General features: G+C 57.1%; 23 protein-coding genes. 9 read left to right on the plus strand and 14 right to left on the minus strand.

The features are described 5' to 3' along the window. Positions 1-33: 33 nt before the first annotated feature. The 3 genes from SHEW_RS19525 to SHEW_RS19535 all read right to left on the minus strand — a co-directional run bounded on the left by SHEW_RS19525 (position 34) and on the right by SHEW_RS19535 (position 3,256). Positions 34-981 (minus strand): PDC sensor domain-containing protein, encoded by a 948-nt coding sequence (locus SHEW_RS19525; RefSeq protein ID WP_011867562.1) that lies wholly within the window; start codon positions 979-981, stop codon positions 34-36. Between the two features lie 273 nt (positions 982-1,254). After that, positions 1,255-2,406, minus strand: coding sequence for an alpha/beta hydrolase-fold protein (locus SHEW_RS19530; protein WP_011867563.1), 1,152 nt, complete (start codon positions 2,404-2,406; stop codon positions 1,255-1,257). Between the two features lie 43 nt (positions 2,407-2,449). Then, positions 2,450-3,256 (minus strand): tetratricopeptide repeat protein, encoded by an 807-nt coding sequence (locus SHEW_RS19535; RefSeq protein ID WP_011867564.1) that lies wholly within the window; start codon positions 3,254-3,256, stop codon positions 2,450-2,452. A gap of 240 nt (positions 3,257-3,496) precedes the next feature. On the opposite strand from SHEW_RS19535, the gene mtnC reads away from it, so the two are divergent. Further along, positions 3,497-4,174 (plus strand): acireductone synthase, encoded by a 678-nt coding sequence (gene mtnC / locus SHEW_RS19540; RefSeq protein WP_011867565.1) that lies wholly within the window; start codon positions 3,497-3,499, stop codon positions 4,172-4,174. A 193-nt stretch (positions 4,175-4,367) separates the two neighbouring features. After that, entirely contained in the window at positions 4,368-4,796 is a 429-nt protein-coding gene (locus SHEW_RS19545) for an acyl-CoA thioesterase (RefSeq protein ID WP_011867566.1), read from the plus strand. 17 nt (positions 4,797-4,813) lie between these two features. Here the strand turns inward: SHEW_RS19545 and SHEW_RS19550 are convergent, their stop codons facing one another. Next, positions 4,814-5,854 (minus strand): Solitary outer membrane autotransporter beta-barrel domain, encoded by a 1,041-nt coding sequence (locus SHEW_RS19550; RefSeq protein WP_011867567.1) that lies wholly within the window; start codon positions 5,852-5,854, stop codon positions 4,814-4,816. Between the two features lie 100 nt (positions 5,855-5,954). On the opposite strand from SHEW_RS19550, the gene SHEW_RS19555 reads away from it, so the two are divergent. Further along, positions 5,955-6,200, plus strand: coding sequence for a GNAT family N-acetyltransferase (locus SHEW_RS19555; protein ID WP_041406816.1), 246 nt, complete (start codon positions 5,955-5,957; stop codon positions 6,198-6,200). A 5-nt stretch (positions 6,201-6,205) separates the two neighbouring features. Here the strand turns inward: SHEW_RS19555 and SHEW_RS19560 are convergent, their stop codons facing one another. The 5 genes from SHEW_RS19560 to SHEW_RS19580 all read right to left on the minus strand — a co-directional run bounded on the left by SHEW_RS19560 (position 6,206) and on the right by SHEW_RS19580 (position 11,193). After that, entirely contained in the window at positions 6,206-6,610 is a 405-nt protein-coding gene (locus SHEW_RS19560; RefSeq protein WP_011867569.1) for an acyl-CoA thioesterase, read from the minus strand. 159 nt (positions 6,611-6,769) lie between these two features. Continuing rightward, positions 6,770-8,566, minus strand: coding sequence for an AMP-dependent synthetase/ligase (locus SHEW_RS19565; RefSeq protein WP_011867570.1), 1,797 nt, complete (start codon positions 8,564-8,566; stop codon positions 6,770-6,772). Positions 8,567-8,693: 127 nt separating this feature from the next. After that, a complete protein-coding gene (locus tag SHEW_RS19570) occupies positions 8,694-9,956 on the minus strand; it encodes a hypothetical protein (protein WP_011867571.1) in 1,263 nt (420 codons plus the stop codon). After that, positions 9,953-10,798, minus strand: a complete 846-nt coding sequence (locus SHEW_RS19575; RefSeq protein ID WP_041407547.1) for an ABC transporter ATP-binding protein — start codon at positions 10,796-10,798, stop codon at positions 9,953-9,955. The genes SHEW_RS19570 and SHEW_RS19575 overlap by 4 nt, the downstream gene beginning before the upstream one ends. A 14-nt stretch (positions 10,799-10,812) precedes the next feature. Beyond that, the gene (locus SHEW_RS19580; protein ID WP_011867573.1) at positions 10,813-11,193 is read right to left on the minus strand and encodes a GntR family transcriptional regulator; all 381 of its coding nucleotides are present in this window, start codon (positions 11,191-11,193) and stop codon (positions 10,813-10,815) included. Positions 11,194-11,308: 115 nt separating this feature from the next. On the opposite strand from SHEW_RS19580, the gene SHEW_RS19585 reads away from it, so the two are divergent. From SHEW_RS19585 to SHEW_RS19605, 5 genes are all read left to right on the plus strand, one after another. Then, positions 11,309-12,862: an alpha/beta hydrolase gene (locus SHEW_RS19585; RefSeq protein WP_011867574.1), complete on the plus strand. Its 1,554-nt coding sequence runs from the start codon at positions 11,309-11,311 to the stop codon at positions 12,860-12,862. Continuing rightward, the gene (locus SHEW_RS19590) at positions 12,855-13,589 is read left to right on the plus strand and encodes an ABC transporter ATP-binding protein (RefSeq protein WP_011867575.1); all 735 of its coding nucleotides are present in this window, start codon (positions 12,855-12,857) and stop codon (positions 13,587-13,589) included. The genes SHEW_RS19585 and SHEW_RS19590 overlap by 8 nt, the downstream gene beginning before the upstream one ends. Next, complete coding sequence (locus SHEW_RS19595; RefSeq protein WP_041407549.1) at positions 13,589-14,722, plus strand: ABC transporter permease; 1,134 nt, start codon at positions 13,589-13,591, stop codon at positions 14,720-14,722. The genes SHEW_RS19590 and SHEW_RS19595 overlap by 1 nt, the downstream gene beginning before the upstream one ends. A gap of 55 nt (positions 14,723-14,777) precedes the next feature. Then, positions 14,778-15,026, plus strand: a complete 249-nt coding sequence (locus SHEW_RS19600) for a hypothetical protein (RefSeq protein ID WP_011867577.1) — start codon at positions 14,778-14,780, stop codon at positions 15,024-15,026. Positions 15,027-15,227: 201 nt separating this feature from the next. Continuing rightward, complete coding sequence (locus SHEW_RS19605; protein ID WP_011867578.1) at positions 15,228-15,479, plus strand: hypothetical protein; 252 nt, start codon at positions 15,228-15,230, stop codon at positions 15,477-15,479. A 104-nt stretch (positions 15,480-15,583) separates the two neighbouring features. Here the strand turns inward: SHEW_RS19605 and SHEW_RS19610 are convergent, their stop codons facing one another. Continuing rightward, positions 15,584-16,591, minus strand: a complete 1,008-nt coding sequence (locus tag SHEW_RS19610; RefSeq protein WP_011867579.1) for a GlxA family transcriptional regulator — start codon at positions 16,589-16,591, stop codon at positions 15,584-15,586. Positions 16,592-16,716: 125 nt separating this feature from the next. Here SHEW_RS19610 and SHEW_RS19615 point away from each other — a divergent pair, with 125 nt between their 5' ends. Further along, complete coding sequence (locus SHEW_RS19615) at positions 16,717-16,896, plus strand: hypothetical protein (protein WP_011867580.1); 180 nt, start codon at positions 16,717-16,719, stop codon at positions 16,894-16,896. 70 nt (positions 16,897-16,966) lie between these two features. Here the strand turns inward: SHEW_RS19615 and mog are convergent, their stop codons facing one another. From mog to SHEW_RS19635, 4 genes are all read right to left on the minus strand, one after another. Then, the gene (gene mog, locus SHEW_RS19620; protein ID WP_011867581.1) at positions 16,967-17,500 is read right to left on the minus strand and encodes a molybdopterin adenylyltransferase; all 534 of its coding nucleotides are present in this window, start codon (positions 17,498-17,500) and stop codon (positions 16,967-16,969) included. Positions 17,501-17,675: 175 nt separating this feature from the next. Continuing rightward, on the minus strand, positions 17,676-20,804 hold the full coding sequence (locus SHEW_RS20185; protein ID WP_011867582.1) for a hybrid sensor histidine kinase/response regulator: 3,129 nt from the start codon (positions 20,802-20,804) through the stop codon (positions 17,676-17,678). 3 nt (positions 20,805-20,807) lie between these two features. Beyond that, positions 20,808-21,770, minus strand: coding sequence for an ABC transporter substrate-binding protein (locus SHEW_RS19630; protein WP_011867583.1), 963 nt, complete (start codon positions 21,768-21,770; stop codon positions 20,808-20,810). A gap of 13 nt (positions 21,771-21,783) precedes the next feature. Beyond that, positions 21,784-22,686, minus strand: a complete 903-nt coding sequence (locus SHEW_RS19635; RefSeq protein ID WP_011867584.1) for a diguanylate cyclase — start codon at positions 22,684-22,686, stop codon at positions 21,784-21,786. Positions 22,687-22,819 lie beyond the last annotated feature (133 nt).

A 22,819-nucleotide genomic window follows, 5' to 3' on the forward strand; every position in this document is an offset into this window, starting at 1 on the left:
TACTCTTTAGCCTATGACTGAAGAGCCAAGGGCCTAAGGCTTACCATTGCCCTGTTTGAGCAGCAGCTCGGCCTTGGCGCCGAGAAACACATAGATCCCCAGCCCCACCAGCAGGCCGACCACGGCGAACATCATGCCGATGGCGGGCTGCACATACTTCATCTCTCCCAGAGAGGCCTTAAACATGGTCAGCAGGGCCTCGATGGAGATGGCGATCAAGATAGTGGAGATAAAGCGGGTGATGGTGCGCCGGGTAGAGCTGTGGCGGAAGATATCCTTGTGCATCAACACCTCCTCTTCGAGGATCGTCTTGCCCAGATCGAACACCGCCAGGGCCAGGGTGATGAAGATGATGATGCTAAAGGGCTTGATTGAGCCACTGGGCACAACTCCCTCGGCGAGCAAGGCGGCGATATCCACGGTCGCCATGCTGATCAGCACCAGCACCATGATAAACAGCCCGACCACCAGCGCGGTATAGACCCCCTTGAACAGGGGCGTCGCCCGCCGTCTGGCCCGATCGCCCATCATAAACTCGATCAACTGAGTGAGATTGATATCCACCACGATAAAACCCCGCCCCGAGTCGTCTTCGATACGATAGGAGGCCGACAGGCAGAGCTGGCCGCTGGCGTTGGAGAGATAGGGAGTGGTGATCTTGAGCAACTGCGTCTCCTGCGCCTTGGAGAAGTAGGGCCTGTGGCTGCGGCTCAGGTTGCGCCCCACGGGGATCGCCTGCACCACACGATTGACTATGGCCACATTGTCGCTGATCTGCACTCCATCACCGTCGAGCACATAGAGCAGCTCGATAAAGGGATAGCTGTTGGCGATCTCGGCCATGGCCCGCACCCGAAAGCCTGGGTCGGACAGCATCAGGGGATCGCTTATCCCCACCAGAATCGACTCCAACAGCTCCTTCACCAGCTGCTCATGTTCATGGTACCGCTCGATCACACTCAAGTAACTCATTGCCGCCATAGACTGCTCCCCTTAGATAACGGCTCTAAGCTTTGCAACTATGGCGCCAATCCCACTCGCGGGCACAGAAACCCGGCGAAGACAGAGGAAAACGCCGCGCCACGGGGCGAAAACCCAGGCAGGAGAAGGCTGATAAGGTGATAAATCGCGCGAGCCTGGGCGTGAAATTCGCTCTGACTGCGCCGAAACGCATAGGCATCTGCACCAAAAGAGGGCAGATGCCGGCGTATTTCAATAAAGGTAAACGGCGGAGATAACCTTATGTAGAATCAATTAGTGCCGCTGCGCCTCTAGCGCCGCCAGGCTCTCGCTGTATTTACGGGTCCAGAAGGGATGGTCTGTCTTGGCCAGCGCCTGCTTCTGCTGGGCTATGGCTAAGTCAAACATCTTTAGCTCGCCATAGGCTCTTGCCAGGGCATCATGGGCGGTGTGGGAGTCAGGATTGGCCTCCACCGCCGCCAGATAAACAGCCAGCCCATTATCTTTATCCTTGGCAAACTCGGCGTCCGCCAGGGCGATCAGCGAATCGGTGGACGGCACGGGGAAGCCATACTTCTGCTGCGACAGGTAACTATAGTGGTCGAGAATCGCCTTCACGCCGCCCTTGGCAATGTCTGAGTCTGGCGAGAGCACCCTGTGGTAGTCGTCGAACAGCCACTCTATGCCGTAGGCGGTCGCCAGGATCGGCTGGGTCATATAGTAGGTGCCGTCGAAACGCTTCACCTTATAGTGCAGCGCCGGATGATTGGTCGTCTCGAGCAGCTCCTCTAAAGCCGCGAAATCCTCCAGCTGACGCTGCTCGAAATCGCTGTCGCTGGTAGTCAGCATCAGGTAGCGTGGCTTGCCCTTGAGCTTCTCCAGCTTATCGGCGGCCGACTTGATCACATAGGCAAAGTCGTCACTCAGTACAGGGCTCGCCGCCAGGTAGGCGTTGAACAACTCGGGGCGATTGAGCAAGGTGTAGAGCACCAGGCCGGCGTTGCCGGTAAAGCCGTTCATGATGCGAAAGCCATTGGTGCGATATTTGGCGTCGATGGCGGGCAGCAGCGACTGCCCCATGAAATCCAGCAGGGCGACGCTGCCTTCCTGCTCTATCGCCTGACTCTTCAACTTGCCCAGCGCCTGGTCACCGTCGGGCGCGGTGACGATTATGGTCTCCAGCCAGGGCCAGTCGCCGTTGTGGCTCATCCAGTCATGCATCCCCTCGAGATAGCCGCGGCTGCGGGGATGGAAGTCGAACAGCAGCACATAGCGCTTATCTAGGTTCTCGCCATAACTGGCGGGCAGAGTAACCTTGAAGGCCATGGGCTTGTCGACACCCGGCGCCTTAACCATCAGCGTTTCAAGGTTGGTCGGCGCCGCCTGAACCAGGTTCAAGCTACTGCCGAGCAGTAAGATAACACCAGCAATCCATTTATTTATCACGTGTATTCCTTGTTATTGTTAAGTGATAGGGCGACCTGAGCCGTTACCAGGTGGACATGAGAAAATCGCGAATACGCTCTCTGTCTTCCTGAGTATTACAGGAGATCATCTCGCCACAGGTACGACCCCGCAGCGAGGTCCCCGTACTACTGATGCCATCGGGCACACGAGCACGCAAAGTGGCGATATGGTAGGAAAAGACCTCTTCCAAACTAGGGGCACGAACCTCGATCACCTCCATCTCATCTGTCGGAGCGGCCTGACTCTTGGGCGTAACCGGCGCCACCTTAGCCTGGCGCTTGACCTCGAGGGCCACCTCGCTAACTTCGGCAAGCAGATTAAGTGTCGGCTCATGACCCGCCTCATAGGCCTTGGTCAGGTAGTCCTTGGCTTTCACCTTGTCCTTCTCCACCAGCTCGCCTTCTACGTAGAGCATTCCCAACAGGTGAGCCGCCTCGTTAAGATCGGCGCGGTTGGCGTCTCGCAGGTAGCGCATCGCCTTGTCGATATCCTGATTCTCACCCTCCTGTAGATAGAGGATGGCCGCCTTGTACTGAGCAAAAGGGTTGCCTAACTTGGCGGCGCGGCGATACCACTTAGTGGATAAGCGCATATCGCTCTCTGTGCCATAGCCCAGACGGTACATCTCGGCCAGCGTGTACATAGCATCGGAATGGCCATAACGGGCCAGCGTCTTGTATTCCTTGAAATGATCGACGCATTCGCCACGCTCACAGCTCTCCAGCTGAATCGGCAGCGGCTTTACTTTGATCTTGGCCGCAAGTGGCAGGCAGTAGCTACCAGCAATCAAGACTAAGCAGCTAATAAATTTGAGGTATTTAACAGTCATTCGCCCTTCCTTGTTTCCCTTTCCATGGTTTACGCCCCAAGCGAATGAGTATGATATTTAAGCAAAAGCAAGTCAAACCTCCCCCCGAAAACGCCAGACCTGTTTCCCCTTGTGACCCGCTGCGCCTTCACTCGTCTTTGGGCGATAATTCACTAGCCAAAGGGGCGTTTTCAGCTTAGGATCTGGCCTGTCATTTAAGCGAATCATTTCTATTAATGCATAGTGGAGTAAGCCAACGTTATGGGTATTCGAGCCATAGTTGTAGATACAGCGGGTACAACAACCGATCTGAACTTTATTCAGGACACCCTTTTTCCCTATTCGTCTAAGGCCCTCGCTGATTTTTTAGAAGAGAATCAAACTAATGTATTGGTCGACAACTGCATCAGCGATGTGAAAGATATCGCGCTGGAGCCGGACGCCTCACTGGAGCGCGTGGTAGAGATACTGCAACAGTGGATTGCCGAAGATCGCAAGGCCACTCCGCTTAAGACGCTGCAAGGCCTAATCTGGAAACAGGGCTACGCCCAAGGCGAATTTAAGGGTCACATCTACCCTGATTTCATCGACAGCGTGAAAGAGATTAAGGCGCAGAACGTGCGTCTCTACAGCTTCTCTTCTGGCTCTGTGGATGCCCAGAAGCTGCTGTTCAGCCACAGCGACGGCGGCGACCTGACCGAATACTTCGATGGCCACTTCGACACCCGTACCGGCAACAAGCTGTTTAAACAGGCCTACCTTAACATCATCAACACCATCAGCCTGGCGCCTAAGCAGGTACTGTTTATCTCGGATGTGCTCGAGGAGCTCAAAGCTGCCGAGCAGGCGGGCATGCGTGTGATGCAGATGGTGCGCGAGACCACCCAGCGTACCGGCGACTACCCGCAGATCACCAACTTTAAAGAGTTGAGCTTCTAATCTGTCGCTTTGGAAAATAAAGGCACCCTAGGGTGCCTTTTTTGTTGCCCGCTCGTCGAACAAATCGAAGAACGCGAGAAAGCCTCATCCTGACTCATTAGCCACTCGAACGCCCTCAGGGATTGGTATTGTGGCGAGATACTGATATCTTAACCCAAAACTAAACACTTGTTTGAAAATTGAAGGTTAAGATATGGAGCAGTTCGCTAGCCAGTTTCCCTTTCACACCCGCATCCCAGTCGCCTGGGGCGAGATGGATGCCCTGAAGCACGTCAACAATGCGGTCTATTTCCGTTACTTCGAGACGGCGCGGATAGACTTCTTTAACCAGCTGTTTCCGCTGGATAAGCTCTACCAATACGGCATGGGCCCAGTGATCAGCGACAACCATGCACGCTACAAGCGCCCGGTCACCTTCCCCGACACCCTATTGATCGGCGTCAGCATCAGCGACATCCACAAGGACCGCTTCACCATGCATTATCAGGTGTTCAGCGAGCAGCAACAGGCGATCACCACTAAGGGCTCCTCGGTCGCCGTCATGTTCGACTTCAACAAGCAAGCCAAGGCAAATCTGCCCGAGGAGTTACTGGCCGTGCTCAAGGATCACTGCATCGACTAACCTCGATTGTGCTTGGCTCACATCTCCTCGTTAAACAGCAACACTATGCCGCCGCCACTCAGGCCGCTGTTGATGTTGAGTGTGATGCCTATCCCTATGTTGCGCAGCCAGGCTGACAGCGAGGGGGTCTGCACCACCCAGCCGGCACCGAACTCATAGTAGTGGCGCGTACCCATGGGGTCGATAACATCGCCGCTAAGATCGATCCGCTTGGCCAGCAGGCGCATCTCGTTCTGACGGTCGAAGAAGTCGGGCAGCCCGTAATGAAACACCAGGGCGTTGCTCAGACGCCCGACCTGAGGCGTCACCGCCTGCATGCCATCGTCGGTCAGCAAGCTGCGTCCTATGCCGTATCTGAGGGTGCTGATAAATTCCCACTTGTTCCCCATGAGGTCACCGGTATAGGTCAGCTCGGCATTGGGGTCGAACATGATGGCGCCATAGCTGGTGTTCACCAGCTTGTCGTCGAGAATGCCACTGACGCTGCGCAGCACGGGGTCGTTATAGATTAGGCGGTTTTCCAGCCAGATAAACTGCGCCCCCAGGCCAAAGACCGCCCGCCACTGCTCATTTATCTGATATTTCCAGCGATACTCGCCCGCCAGCAGATAGCTGGTATCCTTGATCGGGCTGCTGATGGTCTCATCCTCCAGCCCCTGTATGCTGTCGCTGGCATGCACGTAAGAGAGGCGCACCTGGATGCTTTGGGACCACTCGGGCGAGAGCGGCACTGTGTCGCTCTCCCAGGGCAAGGTGTAGGAGGTCAGCTGACTGCGCCGCTTGAGCGACTCTTCATCACCGGCGTTGATATCGCCTATCTCACTCAGGTCCACTATGGTGTTGGGGTTGAAGTCAACTATGCCTAAGGTGATCAGGTTGGCGTCGGTCAGCACCATGGCGCTGGTGATATCCCCCTTCACCTTGGCCTCGACCGCCCCACGAATGTCGATCTCCTGGGCCAAGACAGTGGTGCCGCTCCCTAACAGGAGCGTGAGTCCCAATGCCGCAAGCCCCTGGGCCGCAACGTGCTTTAAACGACTGAAAGATAGGCTTATCAAGCCGCTCCCCCTAAGCTAAATGTTGACCGAATCATCTTGTGACTTATCTCCTCACCCTGTGCTAACGTTAAGAGTCATACAACAAAACGAGAAGCAGACTATGACCCAGGAGACGATATTACACCAGGCCGATCAGCAGCGATTTGTGTTGTCGATTGCAGGCCATGATGCGGTATTAGAATATCAGCGGCAAGGTGATAAGGTGGATTTTGTACGGACCTTCGTGCCGGATCCCCTCAGGGGTCAGGGCGTGGCCGGGCGCCTGGTACGCCATGGGTTGGAGTGGGCCAAGTCCCAGCAACTCGCCATCAGCGCCAGTTGCTGGTACGTGCAGAAGTTTTTGTAACCCGCTTATTCGCCGGTCAGGGTCAGCAGCGCCTGCTTCACCTCTTCCCCTATGGGTCGGCTCTTGTCGATACTGTAGTCGTAATGCACTAAGGTGGTCTTGGCCTCGGCGGTCATCTTGCCGCCCTGCCAGCTCTGCTGCGCCACCTCGAAGCTGGCGTTGCCCACACGGCTGATCCAGGTCTTGATCTCCACCGGCTGGCCATACTGGGTCGGCGAGGTATAGGCGATGGTGAAGCCCGCCACAATCAGGTTCCACTCGGCCAGATTGAGCGAGGGATTGAAGATGGCGAAGATAGGCTCACGCGCCGCCTCAAACCAGACGGGCATCACGGTATTGTTGATATGGCCCAGGCCATCGGTTTCATTGAATCTGGGTTGAATGGTTAAACTGAAAGAGCGTAACGGCACAGGAGCTCCTAAGACTAAGTCGTTATTTTTGTGCCAAAGACGTTAACCGAGATACCAGGGGGATGCAAGATGGACTTTTGGACTACCGATCTCATAGATACTGGCCCCATAGAATAAGGGCGCCTCTGATGAGGCGCCCTTAACATTTAAGCTATTTCGCTATTTCACATACATAGCGTTAATTTCGGTGGCGTACTTATGGTAGATCATCTTACGCCTTAGCTTCATGGTCGGCGTCAGTAGGCCAGCCTCCATGGAAAATGCCTCGGGCAGCAGGGTAAACTTCTTGATCTTCTCGAAGCCCGCCAGCTCCTGCTGCAGATGCTTGAGGCGCTGCTCGAAGTGCTCGATCACATGACTGTGGCGCAGTAGCTCCATGGGCGACTCGTAATGTAGTCCCTTCTCCTCGGCCCAAGCCTCTAACGACTCGAACGCCGGTACGATAAGCGCGGTCACATAGTTTTTCGCATCGGCGATCACCGCCACCTGCTCGATGAAGGGGCAGCAACCTACCTTACCCTCGACCCGCTGCGGCGCTATGTATTTGCCGTTGGAGGTCTTCATCAACTCTTTGATTCTGTCTGTGATAAACAGGTTGCCCTGCTCGTCTATCTGACCTGCATCGCCCGTCTTCAACCAGCCATCTTCGAAGCTGTCGGCGGTCTCCTGAGGGCGGTTGTAGTAGCCGCGCATCACGGTATCGCCGCGCACCAGGATCTCGTTGTCTTTACCCAGCTTGATCTCGACTTCCGGCAGCGTCTTACCGTTAGAGCCGGCGACGCGGTTATCCAGGGTATTACAGGTCACGGTCGCCGTGGTCTCCGTCATGCCGTAGCCACAGAGCACGGGAATATCGATGCCATGGAAGAAGCTGGCCACGTTCTGATCCAGCGCCGCGCCGCCGCAAGGCATAAACTTAAGCCTGCCACCCAGCACCTGCTGCAGCTTGCTGTACACCAGCTTATGGGCCAGTTTCCACTGGGTCTTGAGCCACCAGGAAGCCTTAGCACGCCCCTGGCTGACCTCGAACTGACGCTCACCCACAGACATGGCCCAGGCGAACAGCTTCTTGCGAGTGTCGGGCGCCTTATTCACCTTGTCCTGCACCGCGCTGTAGACCTTCTCCAGGAAACGCGGTACCACGCATAGGGTGTGGGGACGAATATCGACGATCGCCTCTTTCACCGTCATAGGATCTTTGAGGTAGACGTTATGGCCGCCGCGGCACAACACATAGAAGCTCCAGCCCCGTTCGAACACATGACTCAGCGGCAGGAAGGCCAGCGACACATCGCCAGGCGTGAAGGGCAAAATGGTATCGTGCTGGCGGATCACAGAGGCGATATTGCGGTAATCCAGCATCACCCCTTTAGGGTCCCCCGTGGTGCCCGAGGTGTAGATCAGGGTCAGCAGATCGTCCAGGGCCAAGTTAGCCAGACGGTGAGCCAGTTCGGCATCGACCTCGGGCGAATGGGTTTGCGTCAGCAGGCTATCGAAATGAACAGCCGTATCCTCTTGCTTAAGTGCCACCTCGGCATCGAAGACCACTATCTGGGTCAGGCTGGGGCAGATTGCAAGCAGTTCACGGGCCATGCGGTACTGCTCGGCGTCACCGACAAAGATCAGCTTGGCCTGGGCGTCGTCTATGATGTAGCGCGCCTGCTCCAGGGTACTGGTGGGATAGATAGGTACCACCACAGCCTTGGCCTTGAGGACACCGACATCGGCACAGGTCCACTGGGGGCAGTTTTGCGACAGGATCGCCACCTTGTCTTGGGCCGCGAAGCCAGAAGCGATCAGCGCCTTAGCGATCTGGTCACCAATCTCGTCGAATCGTCGCCAACTGATCTGCTGCCAAGGGGCCGATAAGCCGTAGCCTTCCAATGCGATGGCATCGCCACGTTGCTGGCTCTGGGCCTGCATCAGGCTGATGGGATGATACTGTTGGAGCGACATAATTTTCTGACCCTTTTAGCGTACACTTGTACCTGTTTTGGCGCATTTTACTGCAATGGCGGCCAAAAAATAAGAGTTTTTGCTCCAATAATGTTAATTGGAGCACAAAAGCCAGGCGCTAGCAGGATCAGGCCAGGGCCTCACGCCACAACTTTCGCTTGCCCCACCAAAGCGTTAGCAGAGAAAAGGCCACCAGGCCGATATCCAGAGTCACATAGGTGGTGAGGTCTCTGCCCTCGCGCAGTGCCACCAAGGCGGTGGACAACCAGATGGCGTGACAGATCACTACTAACATACTCAGTGAGATATGCATGGCGCTGCGGGCGGCGCAGCCCAGGCCCAGCAAGAAGGCGCAAACGCAGAAGGTGCTGAGTACCAGATGGCTCCAGATGAGCAGGGTAAAGTCGGGTTTGAGTATCAGGGTGCAGGTCGCCAGCAGCGCCATGGTGCCGGTGAAATACCCCAGCAGACGATACTGGGCGCTGGCGAAGGCATCGATCAGCCCCTGTTTACCGTCAAAGCCCGGCAAGATATAGAGGGTCTCAGTCGCCCGCCATCTCTGTACACGACTCCAGTGCACTAAGGTACAGGCAACGGCGCTGAACTGACCCATGATGAAGAGCACGGGCAGCTCGATACCGACAAAATAATTTACCAGCCCCAGCAGCAGCGCCAGTGCAGGCAGTAACACCAGCATCATGGAGAGCATGGGGCCGACGAAGAAGTTTACCGGATGCAGCCACCTGTCCAGACGGTTCATCAGGCTGTTTGAACCCAGATTAGGCAACCAGAACCAGCCCATCTCCAGGCCATTGAGGTAGACAGATCTCGCCTCCAGGTGCCAGACCTCGGCCCTGAGATCAGCACGGATCAGATAGATAAGCCCCACGACGGCCAGCGGCACCAGGTAGAAGCTGAGGCTAGGCAGAAACGCCGTCATCTCAGGTGTAAAGGGCAGCAGCAGAAACAGGGCGAAAGAAAAGTAGAACCCCTTGATGTGTCGGCGACAGAAATAGATGAAGGCGACCCCAGCCAGGCTCGCCAGCAGCACCTGCTGAACCGCCGCCTCGAGGGGCAATAGTATCGCCGCAGTCAGCGAGATCATTGTGGCGATAATGCCCACGATAAGCGCCTGCCATTGAATGCTCTCGGCGTAGCCGGGCACCAGGCTGGCCCACTCGGTGGCCGACAGGCGGTTGAGTTGCCAGGCGATCGCCGCGCAGGTAGAGACCTGCATCATCCCCAGCATGATAGGCATGGCGTCGTATTTGCCCGAGAACGCCAACACCAGCATCATCACCAGCGCCAGCAGTCCGGTGCCGAGAAAGCTGGCGCTGCCCACATCGAACAGCCAGAAGCGCAGCATGCCGCGCAGCGCTTTAGGCATCATCTGTGCAGCTCCATGAAGAGTTGTTCCAGGTTCATTGGCGTCACTGAGGTGAAGCTTGGTGCCATGGCGGCCTCATAGTGATCCACCAGCAGCTTATCCTGCTGTCGGTTGAGCACAACAAGCCCCTCGGGCAGAGACTCGCCCGGCTTGAGACTCACCAGCTGCACGCTCTCCCTGAGGGCATCTATCTCCTTGAAGAGTACCAGCTTGCCCTTGCGCATCAGGGCCACATGGCTGGCGACCCGCTCGAGATCTGAGGTGATGTGTGAAGAGAAGAGCACCGCCGAACCGGCATCCAGCGCCAGGTCGAACAGATCCGACATAAACTCGCGCCGGGCGATAGGGTCCAGGCTGGCAACCGGCTCATCGAGGATCAACAACTTAGGGCGATAGGCCATGGCCATGATCAGCGCCAGCGACTGGCGCTGCCCCACAGACAAGCGCTGTACCTGCTGCGCCCCATCGAGCTGGAAGCGGCTCAACCACTCCTGCTCCAGCGACCCGTCCCAGTTAGGATAGAAGCTGCGATGCAGGGCCAGGGCGCGCTCGACGGTGAAGCCCTCATAACCGAAGGGTTGCTGAGGCACATAGCCGATAAGCTCCTTCTGCGCCGAGCTGATATTGTCGCTGGTGCCGCCCAGTATCTCTATCTGCCCCTCGGTGACATCGAGGATCCCCAGGGCGCAGCGCATCAGGGTCGACTTGCCCGCACCATTTTGCCCCAGCAGGCCCACCACCATGCCGGGATAGAGGGTCATCGACAAGTCATCTATGGCTAGCTGGCCGTCAAAGGCCTTAGTGAGCCCATGAAAGGCTAATATGGCTTGATTGCTCTCTTGCATCTGCATCTGTTCCTTTATTGCGCCTGTTGCCATGCCTTGGCGATGATGGCATTGAGTTCCTCCAGACTAACGCCTAACTGTTTAGCCTGGTTGATGAGTGAATTGACTTGTGGCGCCATCAGATCGGCACTCGAAGTACCCTGGCTGTCGCCACGCTGTGCCACCCGGGTGGGTTGGCCGCGGCGACGCTCGAGCCAACCCTGTTCCACCAACTGCTGAATGGCGCGGGAGACCGTCATGGGGTTGACCGCCAGGTGCTCGGCGATCTGCCGCACCGACGGTAGCACCTCTTGAGGTTGCAGCTGGCCGCCGACGATCAGACGCACTATCTGATCGCTAAGCTGGCGGTAGATGGGATCGCCATTACTGGGGTTGACATTGAGTAAATCTAGCATTAGCCTTTATTCACTGTATTAATACATTGATACACCGATACAGTACTAAATTAACATAGATACGGTAAATTTCAACTAAGGAATCGGTATCATGCTTCAAGGAAAGGTTAAATTGATGGCCAATAGATTCACCCGGCAGCAGCGGCTGGCCGCGCTACTCCTGCCCGCCTGCTTGGCGCTACTGCTGTTATCTCAGCCCACCTGGGCAGACACTCAACCAGCAGATCAGCAAGACAGCAAATCTGAGTCTTGCTATGTAGACGACCTGTCTGATCGTCTGCGCTGCGGCGCCATCACGGTACCGGAAAACTACGCTAAGCCCCAGGGCAAACAGATACAGATCCACTATCTGGTTCTGCCCGCCATCAAGCCCAGTTTCGAGAAAGAAGCGCTATTAGCCATCGCCGGCGGCCCAGGCCAATCGGCCATAGATAACGCCGCCAGCTTCGACAAGATCTTTACCAAGGTGCGCCAGCAGCGAGATATACTGCTGATCGACCAGCGCGGCACAGGCCTCTCCAACCAACTCGTCTGTGAAGGCGCCGGCTTCGAGGGTGGCCTGGCCTTCAACGACGATGAGCTGAATATCGCCACCGAGACCAAGGCCTGCCTCGCCAAGATAGATGCCGATGTCAGCCAGTATGGCAGCGAAACTGCCCTCAAAGATTTCGAGGCGGTCAGGCAAGCCCTGGGATACCAGAAGCTGCACCTGTATGGCATCTCCTACGGTACCCGCATGGCCCAGCTCTATATGCGTCACTACCCAGAGGCCCTGGCTACCGTGACCTTGGACGGCGTGGTGCCCATGCAGCAGAGTGTGCTTAATATCGGCGACGCCATCACCCGCGCCATCGACCTGCTGCTTAAAGATTGCCAGGGCAACGCCCTGTGTCATCAAGAGTTCCCTAATCTCAAAGCTGAACTCGACCAGGTCGAGGCGCAGCTCAGCCAGGGGCCGCAGATCAGTCAGACCCGCGATCCCCTCACCAATGCGCCGACCCAGCTCACCATGACCCGCGCCAAGTTTATGGGCGCCATCCGTATGGCGCTTTATATGCCTAATGTCAGGGCGCTGCTGCCCCACGCCATCCACCAAGCGGCTGAGGGGAATTTTCAGGCCATCATGGGGCTGTACGCCCTCACGATGAACAGCACTGGCATCGCCGCCGGCATGCACTCGGCCGTGGTCTGTGGCGAAGACTGGCACCGCTTCAGCGAAGCCGAGCGTCAGCAGATAGGCCAGAGTTACTTCGGTCGTGAGATGCTTGAGGCCTTCGATCTGAGCTGCCCTATCTGGCATATTCCGGCGGTAGGTGAAGATTTCTCCGCCCCCATAGCCAGCGCCCTGCCGACACTCGTGCTATCGGGACAGATAGACCCGGCCACACCACCGAGTTGGGGCGAGCTGGCCATGGCCAAGCTGACCAATGCCAAGCATTTCGTCGCCCCCTATGCGACCCATGGGGTGGCCTATCAGTCTTGCGCCAACACACTGATCGCGGAGCTTATCAGCAGCGGCAGCGTCGACGGCCTGTCTCAGGAGTGCCTGAGCAAAGATATCAGTCGTAACTTCTACCTCAACGCCAACACGGTTGAGGCCATCCCACAGGACACACTAAGCCATTCCACTCTCGGTGGCGACCAGCAGCAAGGAGCACGCCATGATTAAGGTATCGAATTTATCTAAACGGATCGGCGAGGTGCAGGCACTGAACGACCTCAGTTTCGAGGCGCTGGACGGCCAGATCACCGGCCTGCTGGGCCCTAACGGCGCGGGCAAGACCACCTGTCTGCGCACCGTCTTCGGCCTGCTCAAGCCAGACCTGGGCATCGCCGAGATCGACGGCATAGATGTCGCCAAACAGCCGGTGGCCGCCAAGCAGCAACTGGGCCTGTTCCCAGACCCTTTCGGCCTGTATGAGCGCCTGACGCCGAGAGAATATATCCGCTACTTCGCCGAGCTTAACGGCCTCTCCCGCGAGCAGGCCAAGGCCGCCTCGGCCAAGGTGCTGAGCAAGCTGCACATGGACGATATTGCCGATCGCCGCTGCAAGGGATTCTCCCAAGGGCAGAGAATGAAGACGGCGCTGGCCCAGGCGATAGTGCATGAGCCCACCAATATCATACTCGACGAGCCCACCCGGGGCCTGGACGTGATGAGCACCCGGGTGCTTCGCGACCTGCTCAGGGATCTCAAGCAGGCGGGACACTGCGTACTCTTCTCCAGCCATGTGATGCAGGAGGTCGCTGCCCTGTGCGATCGCGTCATCGTCATGGCCGAGGGACGCGTGGTCGCCGTCGGTAGCCCACAGGAACTCTGCCAACAGACGGGCCAGGCCTCACTGGAAGACGCCTTCATTCAGCTAATCGGTACCGACGAGGGAATCGCAGCATGATAAGTTCAATCATTACTATGGTCAGAAAAGAGCTGACCGATGCCGCCAGGGACAAGCGCTCTGTGATGGCGGGCCTCTACTACGCCATCGGCGCGCCGCTGATGATGTGCGGCATGTTTATGATCCTCATCGGCCAAATCACCAGCCCAGAGGCGCTTAACATCACCATCACCCACGGCGAGCGCGCACCGGATCTAGTGAAGTACCTCGCCAGCAACGAGATAAGCCAGGGTGATGAGGCCGATCGCAAGGAGATAGAACTTGTCATCAGCCCAGACTACGCCGCTAACATGGCCAAGAGTCAGGCCGCCGAGATAGTGCTGATCGCCGACAACTCCAACGAGAAGCTACAGTCTTCTATCCGTCGGCTGGAGAAGGCGCTGCAGCAATACAGCGCCGAGATCGGCAGCCTGCGACTGATCGCCCGCGGCATAGACCCTAAGGTGATGCAGCCAATCAAGGTCAAGGTGGAAGATCAGGCCACCTCAGACTCCAAGGGCGGGATGATCTTAGGCGTCGCCATCTTCATGATGGTCTATGCGGTGTTTATCTCCGGCATGAACCTGGCCATAGACACCAGCGCCGGCGAGCGTGAACGCAACTCGCTGGCCCTGCTGCTCAGCCATCCGGTATCGACCCGGGATATCGTACTGGCCAAGGTGGCGGCGGTGACCATCTTCGCCATGCTGGGGCTGATCCTCACCCTGGTGATCTCTAAGGTCGCCTATGGCTTCGTGCCTTGGCAGGAGCTGGGCTTCTCGGTCAACATCAATGTCGACTTCATCCTCTTGATGTTGGCGATCGGCCTGCCCATCGCCCTGATGGCGGCGGCGCTGCAGCTGTTCGTCTCCTTCATGGCCAAGTCGTTCAAGGAGGCGCAGTCCTACCTGACCATAGTGCTGATCGTGCCCATGATGCTGTCGATGGCGGCGAGCTACAACATAGCGCCAGATACCCTGCAGTGGCTGCCTATCTCGGGACAGATGCAGGCGCTGATCGCCTTCATCAAGGGCAAGGAGATCCCCATGATGCAGCTGGCGCTCTCCAGCGCCATCACCTTCGTCATCGCCCTGGCACTGGCCCTGGGCATGGAGCGCTCACTCAAGAGCGAGAAAATCGTCTTCGGACTCTAACCCCAACTTGTCATCGACAAGGGCCGCCATCGGGTGGCCCTACAAGGAGCATGCTATGGATAAGCAACAAGTGGTTATGATCGTCATGTTGGTCTTGGTGGTCGCCACCAGCCTCAGCGAACTCTATAAATACCGCCTCAGGCAAGAGAGACGCCGCCCTACAGGGGGCGACACGGATGAGATGAGCCGTCTGAGACAGGAAAACCAGCGACTGGCCGAGCGCGTCAGCGTGCTGGAGCGTATTGTCACCGACAGTGACTACCAGCTGAAACAGGAGTTTGCCGAGCTCAATCGCGGTGCTTAAGCTTTTGTCTTAGCTTAGTTTAACTTGGCTTTAGGCTTGGCTTAGTCCCAGGATTAGGCGCTAGTTTAGGCCCTGGACTAGGCAAGGCGCCCAGCAATACCACAAGTTCTTTAGGGTTTTTCACTTGTGCCGCAGGTGGCAAATGGTTTTATAATGGCGGACTAAAACAAATTGCTGTAAAAATCTTATATTCGAGACGATATGACCATAATATCCGCCATCAAACACACTTTCGTTGGCCTATTTGCCCTAGCCAGCCTTTCGGGTTGTGCCAGCGCACTGTGCGACGCCCAGACCGACCATGCCACCAATCCGCTGCAGCGGGAGAATAACCGCCTGGAGTGCCAGCGTCAGGTGATGAACGCCATGGACGAGCATGAACGCAAGAAGAGGAAAGAGAGTGATGCCCAGTTAAAGGCCTATCTGGACAAACACCTCAAAGATACCCACTAACTTAAGACGGGCGCCCTAAGCGCCCGCCTCTAGCTTCCTGCCACCAGTCTCAATAAACAGTCTTAAACAAACAGTCTTAAACAAACAGCCTGATGCGACCGATCTCAACAGCAGCTGTGGGTATTAAATTTTTGCCGATAGGCTCTTGGCGACAGGCTGGTCAACTGAATGAACAGCTTACGAAAGGAGCTGACATCTTCATAGCCGACCCGCTCGACAATCTGCTCCAGCGCCAACTCAGTGGTCTCCAGCAGCCGCTTGGCCTCATCGACCCGCAGACGCTGCATGTAGCTGGCGGGCGTCTCGTTGAGGGCCTTCTTGAAGCGGCGGATCAGGGTGCGCTTACCCAAGGCAAATTTCTGCGCTATCTCATCGAGCAACCAGTTTTGATCTAGATTGGACTGCATCCACTGCTGAATCTTGCTCACCACCTCATCTTGATGCTGCTCAGGGGTGATCGCCATGGTCATGAAGGGCTGCTGGGAGATGCGGTTAGGATCTATAAGCAGAATCTTAGCCATCTGCTGCGCCAGCGCCTCACCCGCCAGCAAGCCCACCAAATGCAGGGCCAGACTCAGGTTAGAGGTGGTCGCCCCGGCGGTGTGAAACTGACCATCTGACACCACCAAAGAGTCCATACAGAGATTTACCCTAGCGAAGTTACGCTCAAACATCTGCGACAGCCACCAGACAGTGGTGGCCCGCCTGTTGTCCAGCAGCCCAGAGGCCGCCAGCATCAGGGTACCCGAGCAGTAGGCGGCGATGGGCTTGCCAGTCTCGGCATAAGCTTTTAACGGCCCAAGCAGGGGCGCAAAGCCCTGGGAGTATTCCTTAAACTCCGCCTTATTAGTCACGAAGGAAGAGGCCAGCACCACGGCATCGGCCGCCTCTAGCTGCGCCGCTTCGCTTAGCCCCGTGGCCGCGAGCTGAAAACCTTGATTGGTGGTGATCGCCTGGCCGTCGCCTGAGACGATATGGCAGTGAAACAGATCTTGGGTCGCCTCGGGATGCAGCCTGCGATAGAGGGCATTGGTAAAGCTGAACACATCGATCAGCCCTACTATGCCACCGGCCACCACATTGCCCGCCGCCAGTATCATGATTGTCTTCATCTCTGCCCCTCATCAACATGTCACTTATCACCCTTAATTTGTCAATAATGACACTTTTGAGCCGTTTGTCGAGTTTTTATACTGACCCCATTGCAGATTTAACGAGAAAGTGAAGGAGTAAGCAGATGAACACACGGACACTACACCTGATGTTGAGCCTGAGTTACCTGGGCGTGAGCTGGACCTTGCTGCTGTGGCTGCACTTTACCACCCAGCCCAATCTCTTCGCCCATTTCATCGCCATCCCCAGCCTACTGCTGTTCAGCGCCTACAGCGCCCACCAGATCATCCGCAAGGGCGTCTGATACTAAAGCCATGGGCATAAAAAGCCCGGCATGAGCCGGGCCTTTCCTTGAGTTGACGGGGCGAAACAGCTTATTTCGCCTTAGGTCTGAAGGGCTTGATCACCGCCTCGTCACACTCCAGATAAGGCCCTTCCATCAGATCGATGCAGTAAGGGATCGCCGGGAACACGGCATCCAGACACTCGCGGATCGACTTAGGCTTGCCGGGCAGGTTGACGATCAGGCTGTCGCCACGCAGGCCGGCGGTTTGACGAGACAGAATGGCGGTAGGCACAAACTTGAGCGACTCGGCGCGCATCAGCTCGCCGAAGCCCGGCATCATGCGATCGCACACCGCCTCGGTCGCCTCTGGGGTCACGTCGCGCTTGGCCGGCCCAGTGCCGCCCGTGGTGACGATGAGGCAACAATCTTGCTGATCGGCCATCTTAATCAGGGTCTGCTCGATAATGGGCTGCTCATCGGGAATGACTTCATAGACAGGTTCCCACTCCGAGGTGAGGTATTCGCCCAAGACCTCGATGATCGCCTTACCGGAAATATCTTCGTACACGCCGGCGCTGGCGCGATCACTGACTGTGACTATGCCTATCTTTGCTTTTGCCATTCCACTTTATCCTTTAGATGTTTGGGTCGTGCGCGGCGCCAAGCGCCCCGCCAGGGTTGCGCCCTAAAATAACATATTTTGCCGATCGCTAAAGTGGCCCAAAAGAGATAAAAGTGGGACAGAGGTCGAATATTAGCGACCTAAGGTGAGCCAAACGGGAAAACCGCGGCGCGGATCAGTGACAGCAGGCCAGGGTATCCTCGAGCAGCTCGAGAAAGGCCTCGCGACCGGCGAGCACCGCCTGCAGATCACCGCGGCGGGCATCGGCCTCCAGCTGGCGGGCAAGCTCCACCAGCGCCGTCATGCTGAGATTACTGGCGGCGCCCTTGATGGCGTGGACGCTGGAGCGAATAGCAGTGCAATCGGCGGCCGCTATCCCCTCGATAAAGGCCTTTCTGTGATCCTGCATCTCCTCGACAAACACCTGCAACACCTCATCCAGCAGCGCCTCATCCCCTGACATTAGCGCCAGGGCGCTGTCGCGATCGAACAGCTGACTCTCGGCTTCGATCGGCGTGGGCAATGTCTCAACATCCGGGTCATGGCCCAGGGCCGCCTCATAATTTTGCTGACTCAGAGAGAACCAGCGATAGAGGCACTCCTTCAGGACGCTAAGCACCAGCGGCTTGGTCAGGTAGTCGTCCATCCCCGCGCGTATGCAGTGCTCCCTGTCGCCCTTCATGGCATTGGCCGTCAGGGCGATGATGGGCAGGGCGCAGAACTGGCTGCCCCCCTGCCCCTCGCGAATCGCCGCCGTCGCCTGAAAGCCATCCATCTCGGGCATCAGGCAATCCATCAGGATCAGCTGATAGGGGTTCCCCTGCAGCGCCGACAGCAGCGCCAGCGCCTCACGGCCATTGCTGGCGACATCGGCCTGCACTCCCAGCTGGTGAAGCATGCCGAGGGCCACCATCTGGTTGACCTTGTTATCTTCCACCAGCAATACCTTGGGCTTGTCCGGCATGCTGGGTTCCACTATCGGCTCTATGACAGGCTCGATCATCTCCTCATCGGCGCGATCAGACAGGGCGCGGATCAGCTGGCGGATATTCAGGGGTCTGCCCAGGTGTGGCACCCTGGCATCCTGTTTCTCGAATTCTGTCTGCTGCCAATAGGAGAGCAGCGGCAGGACTCTGGTATTTGGGCGATCTGCATGCTGCCCCACCAGTTCACGCCAGGCATTTAACTCCTCGACAAAGGCCTCCCGTCGAGGGGCGAAGCTGTAGATGATCACATCCGTCTCGAGGATGGCATCCTCCTCTTCCAGGTAGCTCACCCTGGCACCCCAGCTAGTAAGCAGCTCGCCCAGCATGCGCTCGAAGGCGCCCAGCTGCCCCATGAGGGTCACCCGCTCGGGCGACAGACCAGCGCGCCAATCTATCATCTTGTCGCTGTCGGCCAGCTGCTGAGTCAGGGTAAAGCTGAAGATGCTGCCCACCTCCTGCTGACTCCTGACCTTGATCTCTCCCTGCATCAGCTCGCACAGGCGTTTGGCGATGGAGAGCCCCAGCCCGGTGCCGCCAAACATGCGGGTGGTGGAGCTATCGACCTGTATGAAGGGGTTAAACAACATGGCCAGTTTCTCTTTGGCTATGCCTATGCCGGTATCTTCCACCTCGCAGGAGAGCAGCACCTCGCCCGACTCGCTCAGGCGGTTCGAGAGTCGCAAGGCGATCCAGCCCTCCTCGGTAAACTTGATGGCATTGCCTACCAGATTCACCAGGATCTGACGCAGGCGACTGGGGTCGCCGACCACGTAGCGATACTGCAACTGGGTGATATCCACAAACAGCGGCAGGTGACGCTCCTCCAGCTTGAGGGACACGGACTGCACGAAGAGATCCAACAGCTCCACCAGGTCAAACTCGATCGCCTCAATCTCGAACTTGCCCGACTCTATCTTAGAGAAATCCAGAATATCGTTGAGCAGCGACAGCAGGGAATCGGCGCTGGCCGAGGCCACGTCTACATAACGCTTCTGCATCGGCGACAGCTGGGTCTCCCCCAGCAGCCCCAGAATGCCTATGACACCGTTCATCGGGGTGCGGATCTCATGACTCATGCAGGCGAGAAAATCCTCCTTGGTCTTGGCGGCGACCTCGGCCTTCTCTCGCGCCTCCGACAGCGCCCAGTTACTAAACTCCATCTCCTGGGCGTAGGTTTCTATCTTGCGCTCGTTGAGCTTCATCCGGGTCAGGTCTTCGACACAGATGAAATAGCCCTCCACCTGACCATCGTCACCCACGTCCGGCACATAGGTGATATGGAAGAATCTGGGAGCCTGATCCGCATCTATGGTCTCCGCCTCAAACACCTGCTTATTGCCCGCCAGCACACCTTGCTGATAGGGTTTTATCAGCTGGTAGACATCCGCGGGCTGGACCGCCTCCACCGTCTGATCCAGCACATCCTCTTCGGTCTTGCCGAGCCACTGCAGATAGTGTTGGTTGATGAAACGATAGCGGCTCTGGGCGTCCACATAGGCCAGCTGAATCGGGATCACGTTGGTGATGTTGTCGATATAGCGCCGCGATTTTTGCAGCTCGAGCTGCTTCTGATTACGGGCGCTGACCGCCTCGTTGTAGCTGTTAACCAGCACGCCGAACTCATCGTCGCTGTCCAGGCGTATGGTCTTCTGACCGCCGAAGGCCTCTATCTGACGCCGGATACGGCGAATGGGATCCAGCAGCACTCTGTGCTGCACATAGAGGTTGACCGTGAGCAGTATGGCAAAACCCAGCAGCAGGAAGCTCACATAGTGGATCAGCTCCTCGAGACTATAGGCCTCGATCTCCTTGGCATCGTACCTGACATAGAGCACATAGGCCCGAAGGCGCTGCAACTCGGGAGAGATCAGATACACCTGCTGCACCTGATGCACTATGCTGCCCTGGCGCCAGACCTCCTTGGAACTCTGTTTATCGCTGACCAGCCTGACCATCTCCGCCAGTTCCGGGGCCAGGCTGGTCGACAGCGGACTGCCGAGATACTGCCCCAGGTTATCGGCCACTATCTGTTGCTCGCGGGGATCGAACAGCACCAGACGCTTGATGCTCCCCTGAGCCGCCAGGCCGTTGACCACCCTGCGCATGTTGCTGAAGTCTGTGCTGGCCTCTAGGGCGAGTCGCAGCGACACAGACACTTGGGCGATCTCATAGTCGACCTGATACTGGGTGCGCTCGGTCATCTCTTCATAGTAATAGAGGGCGATAAAGCCTGAGATGATCAGGGCGCACACTAAGGTGGCCAGATTCAGCTTATAGACTATGCCCTGGGCAATCTTGTCCCGATAGTGACGCCACATAGGCTAAGGCGCCCGATAGAAGAGGTTGTCGACATGACGGCAATCGGACTCGATCGCCTCTATCTTGACCAGGGTCTCACAGACGCTGTAGCCCAGCTGAATCAGCTTGTCGTTCTGGGCAAACAGCTTGCGTTGATCCTCGCCACTCAGCAGCTTGAGATCCGCCAGCGCGCCCTTGAAGTCGGCTACCTGAAGCCCTTCACGCTTGGCCATGATGGCCATCGCCTCCTCGGGATCCTGCTGCATATAGTCCATCGCCAGCTGCCAGGCCCGGCGGATCTGCTCCACCAGTTGTGGATGCTCGGCCAGGACGCTGGAGGAGATAGACAGGGTATCTAACACCTCCTCTGGGATCTCCTTGGTGGAGAACAGCTGACGATAGGCGCCGCTGGATTGTATCTCCACCGAATAGGGCGGATAGGTCACCATGGCGGCAATCTTGCCTATGGCCAGAGCGCTCGCCGCCGCCCCCTGCTCCACATTGATCACCTTCACGTCGTCTATGTTCATCTTGTGCTGTCTGAGGGCCCGCTCCAGCACGAAGATCCCTAAGGAGCTGACCTCGCAGCCTATGGTCTCGCCCCTAAGCGCCTGCATATTCTCGAACGCGTCGGGCGCGATAATCACGTCGCCACCGTCAGAGTAGTCCGCCAGCAAGACGATCTTAATCGGCTTGCCCCCCAGAGGTGCCACCTGAATCGCCTCTATCATGGTACTGGCGAAGCCATCCACATAGCCGGTTAAGTAGGCGCGCTGGGCATCGGAGAGGGTCGACACCTGCACCAGCTCGATATTGGCGCCCACCTGCTGAAAGAACCCCTTCTGCTTGGCCAGATAGAGGAGTTCGTAGCCGGGCCAGGGGTTCATGGCGATGGTAATAGGTTCTTCGACCTTCTTCGGCCCGCAGCCGAGCAGAAATAGGGCGAGTAGCGACAGCAATAGTCCAGAAATGATTCCCTTAATCATTTATTATTCTTCCTTAATCATGTTCTACCGTCAGATAGGCGCCATCCTGATAACAGACCACACAGTTGCGCCCATCGGCCTTAGCCTTGTACACGGCCTCGTCTGCCAATACCAAGAGGTGAGAGAGCTCGGCGTTCTGGGGATTGGCAGTCACCACGCCGAAGCTGCCGGTCACCTCCAGCCCCATGGGGTTGAGGCGTGCCAGTTGCTGACGCACATCCTCTGTCTTCTCTCTGGCAATATCCAGGCCGCACTCCATCAGGATGACAAACTCCTCGCCCCCCATTCGCGCCACCACATCTTCCTTGCGAAAGCAGTCCTGCAACAGCTTGGCCACCGCCTGCAGCACGAGATCGCCGATATGGTGGCCATTGAAGTCGTTGATCTTCTTGAAGTGATCCAAATCCAGCATCACGATGGAGAGCTCCTGCTGGTGCCGCACCATGGCGGAGAGACTCTGGGCGGCGCGCTCGGCGAGGAAGTGACGGTTGTAGAGGCCGGTGAGCTGGTCGTGCAGCGCCATGAATTTAAGCTTGTCGCTATGCTGCTTGAGTTGGATATGGGTACTGACCCGGGCGCGCACAATCGCCGGACGGATCGGCTTGGTGATATAGTCCACCGCGCCTATCTCCAGCCCCTTCTGCTCGTCATCGTCCGAGTCTTTGGCGGTCACGAAGATGATGGGGATCTCGGCGGTCTCGGGGTCGGCCTTCAGCTGACGACACACCTGATAGCCGTCCATGCCGGGCATCAGCACATCCAGCAAGATGATGTCGGGTTTCTGCTTGGCGACCCTGAGGCACTCCTCGCCGCTATCGGCGGTCCAAACCTGAAACATCTCCTTCAGACACTGCCTCATGATCAGCACATTGGTCTTCACATCATCAACCACCAGCACTACAGATTGTTCTTCCATGCAATCCCCTAATCAGCCATGAGCAATTAGCCGCAATGTTTCAAATGGATAGAGATATTTTTAAGTGTAGCAGAAAGGATTTTTTCATCCGTAAATCCCATCATTAACATCACAGATGTCAGGACAGATGGCA

The sequence above is a fragment of the Shewanella loihica PV-4 genome, from assembly GCF_000016065.1.
GTDB classification, from domain to species: Bacteria; Pseudomonadota; Gammaproteobacteria; order Enterobacterales; family Shewanellaceae; genus Shewanella; species Shewanella loihica.

What these genes read in the sequence shown, in the direction of transcription:
- SHEW_RS19525 (WP_011867562.1), bottom strand. Translation starts at nt 981, where the DNA reads ATGGCGGCAATGAGTTACTTGAGTGTGATCGAGCGGTACCATGAACAT.
- SHEW_RS19535 (WP_011867564.1), bottom strand. Translation starts at nt 3,256, where the DNA reads ATGACTGTTAAATACCTCAAATTTATTAGCTGCTTAGTCTTGATTGCT.
- mtnC (WP_011867565.1), top strand. Translation starts at nt 3,497, where the DNA reads ATGGGTATTCGAGCCATAGTTGTAGATACAGCGGGTACAACAACCGAT.
- SHEW_RS19545 (WP_011867566.1), top strand. Translation starts at nt 4,368, where the DNA reads ATGGAGCAGTTCGCTAGCCAGTTTCCCTTTCACACCCGCATCCCAGTC.
- SHEW_RS19555 (WP_041406816.1), top strand. Translation starts at nt 5,955, where the DNA reads ATGACCCAGGAGACGATATTACACCAGGCCGATCAGCAGCGATTTGTG.
- SHEW_RS19565 (WP_011867570.1), bottom strand. Translation starts at nt 8,566, where the DNA reads ATGTCGCTCCAACAGTATCATCCCATCAGCCTGATGCAGGCCCAGAGC.
- SHEW_RS19570 (WP_011867571.1), bottom strand. Translation starts at nt 9,956, where the DNA reads ATGATGCCTAAAGCGCTGCGCGGCATGCTGCGCTTCTGGCTGTTCGAT.
- SHEW_RS19575 (WP_041407547.1), bottom strand. Translation starts at nt 10,798, where the DNA reads ATGCAAGAGAGCAATCAAGCCATATTAGCCTTTCATGGGCTCACTAAG.
- SHEW_RS19580 (WP_011867573.1), bottom strand. Translation starts at nt 11,193, where the DNA reads ATGCTAGATTTACTCAATGTCAACCCCAGTAATGGCGATCCCATCTAC.
- SHEW_RS19585 (WP_011867574.1), top strand. Translation starts at nt 11,309, where the DNA reads ATGGCCAATAGATTCACCCGGCAGCAGCGGCTGGCCGCGCTACTCCTG.
- SHEW_RS19590 (WP_011867575.1), top strand. Translation starts at nt 12,855, where the DNA reads ATGATTAAGGTATCGAATTTATCTAAACGGATCGGCGAGGTGCAGGCA.
- SHEW_RS19600 (WP_011867577.1), top strand. Translation starts at nt 14,778, where the DNA reads ATGGATAAGCAACAAGTGGTTATGATCGTCATGTTGGTCTTGGTGGTC.
- SHEW_RS19605 (WP_011867578.1), top strand. Translation starts at nt 15,228, where the DNA reads ATGACCATAATATCCGCCATCAAACACACTTTCGTTGGCCTATTTGCC.
- SHEW_RS19610 (WP_011867579.1), bottom strand. Translation starts at nt 16,591, where the DNA reads ATGAAGACAATCATGATACTGGCGGCGGGCAATGTGGTGGCCGGTGGC.
- SHEW_RS19615 (WP_011867580.1), top strand. Translation starts at nt 16,717, where the DNA reads ATGAACACACGGACACTACACCTGATGTTGAGCCTGAGTTACCTGGGC.
- mog (WP_011867581.1), bottom strand. Translation starts at nt 17,500, where the DNA reads ATGGCAAAAGCAAAGATAGGCATAGTCACAGTCAGTGATCGCGCCAGC.
- SHEW_RS20185 (WP_011867582.1), bottom strand. Translation starts at nt 20,804, where the DNA reads ATGTGGCGTCACTATCGGGACAAGATTGCCCAGGGCATAGTCTATAAG.
- SHEW_RS19630 (WP_011867583.1), bottom strand. Translation starts at nt 21,770, where the DNA reads ATGATTAAGGGAATCATTTCTGGACTATTGCTGTCGCTACTCGCCCTA.
- SHEW_RS19635 (WP_011867584.1), bottom strand. Translation starts at nt 22,686, where the DNA reads ATGGAAGAACAATCTGTAGTGCTGGTGGTTGATGATGTGAAGACCAAT.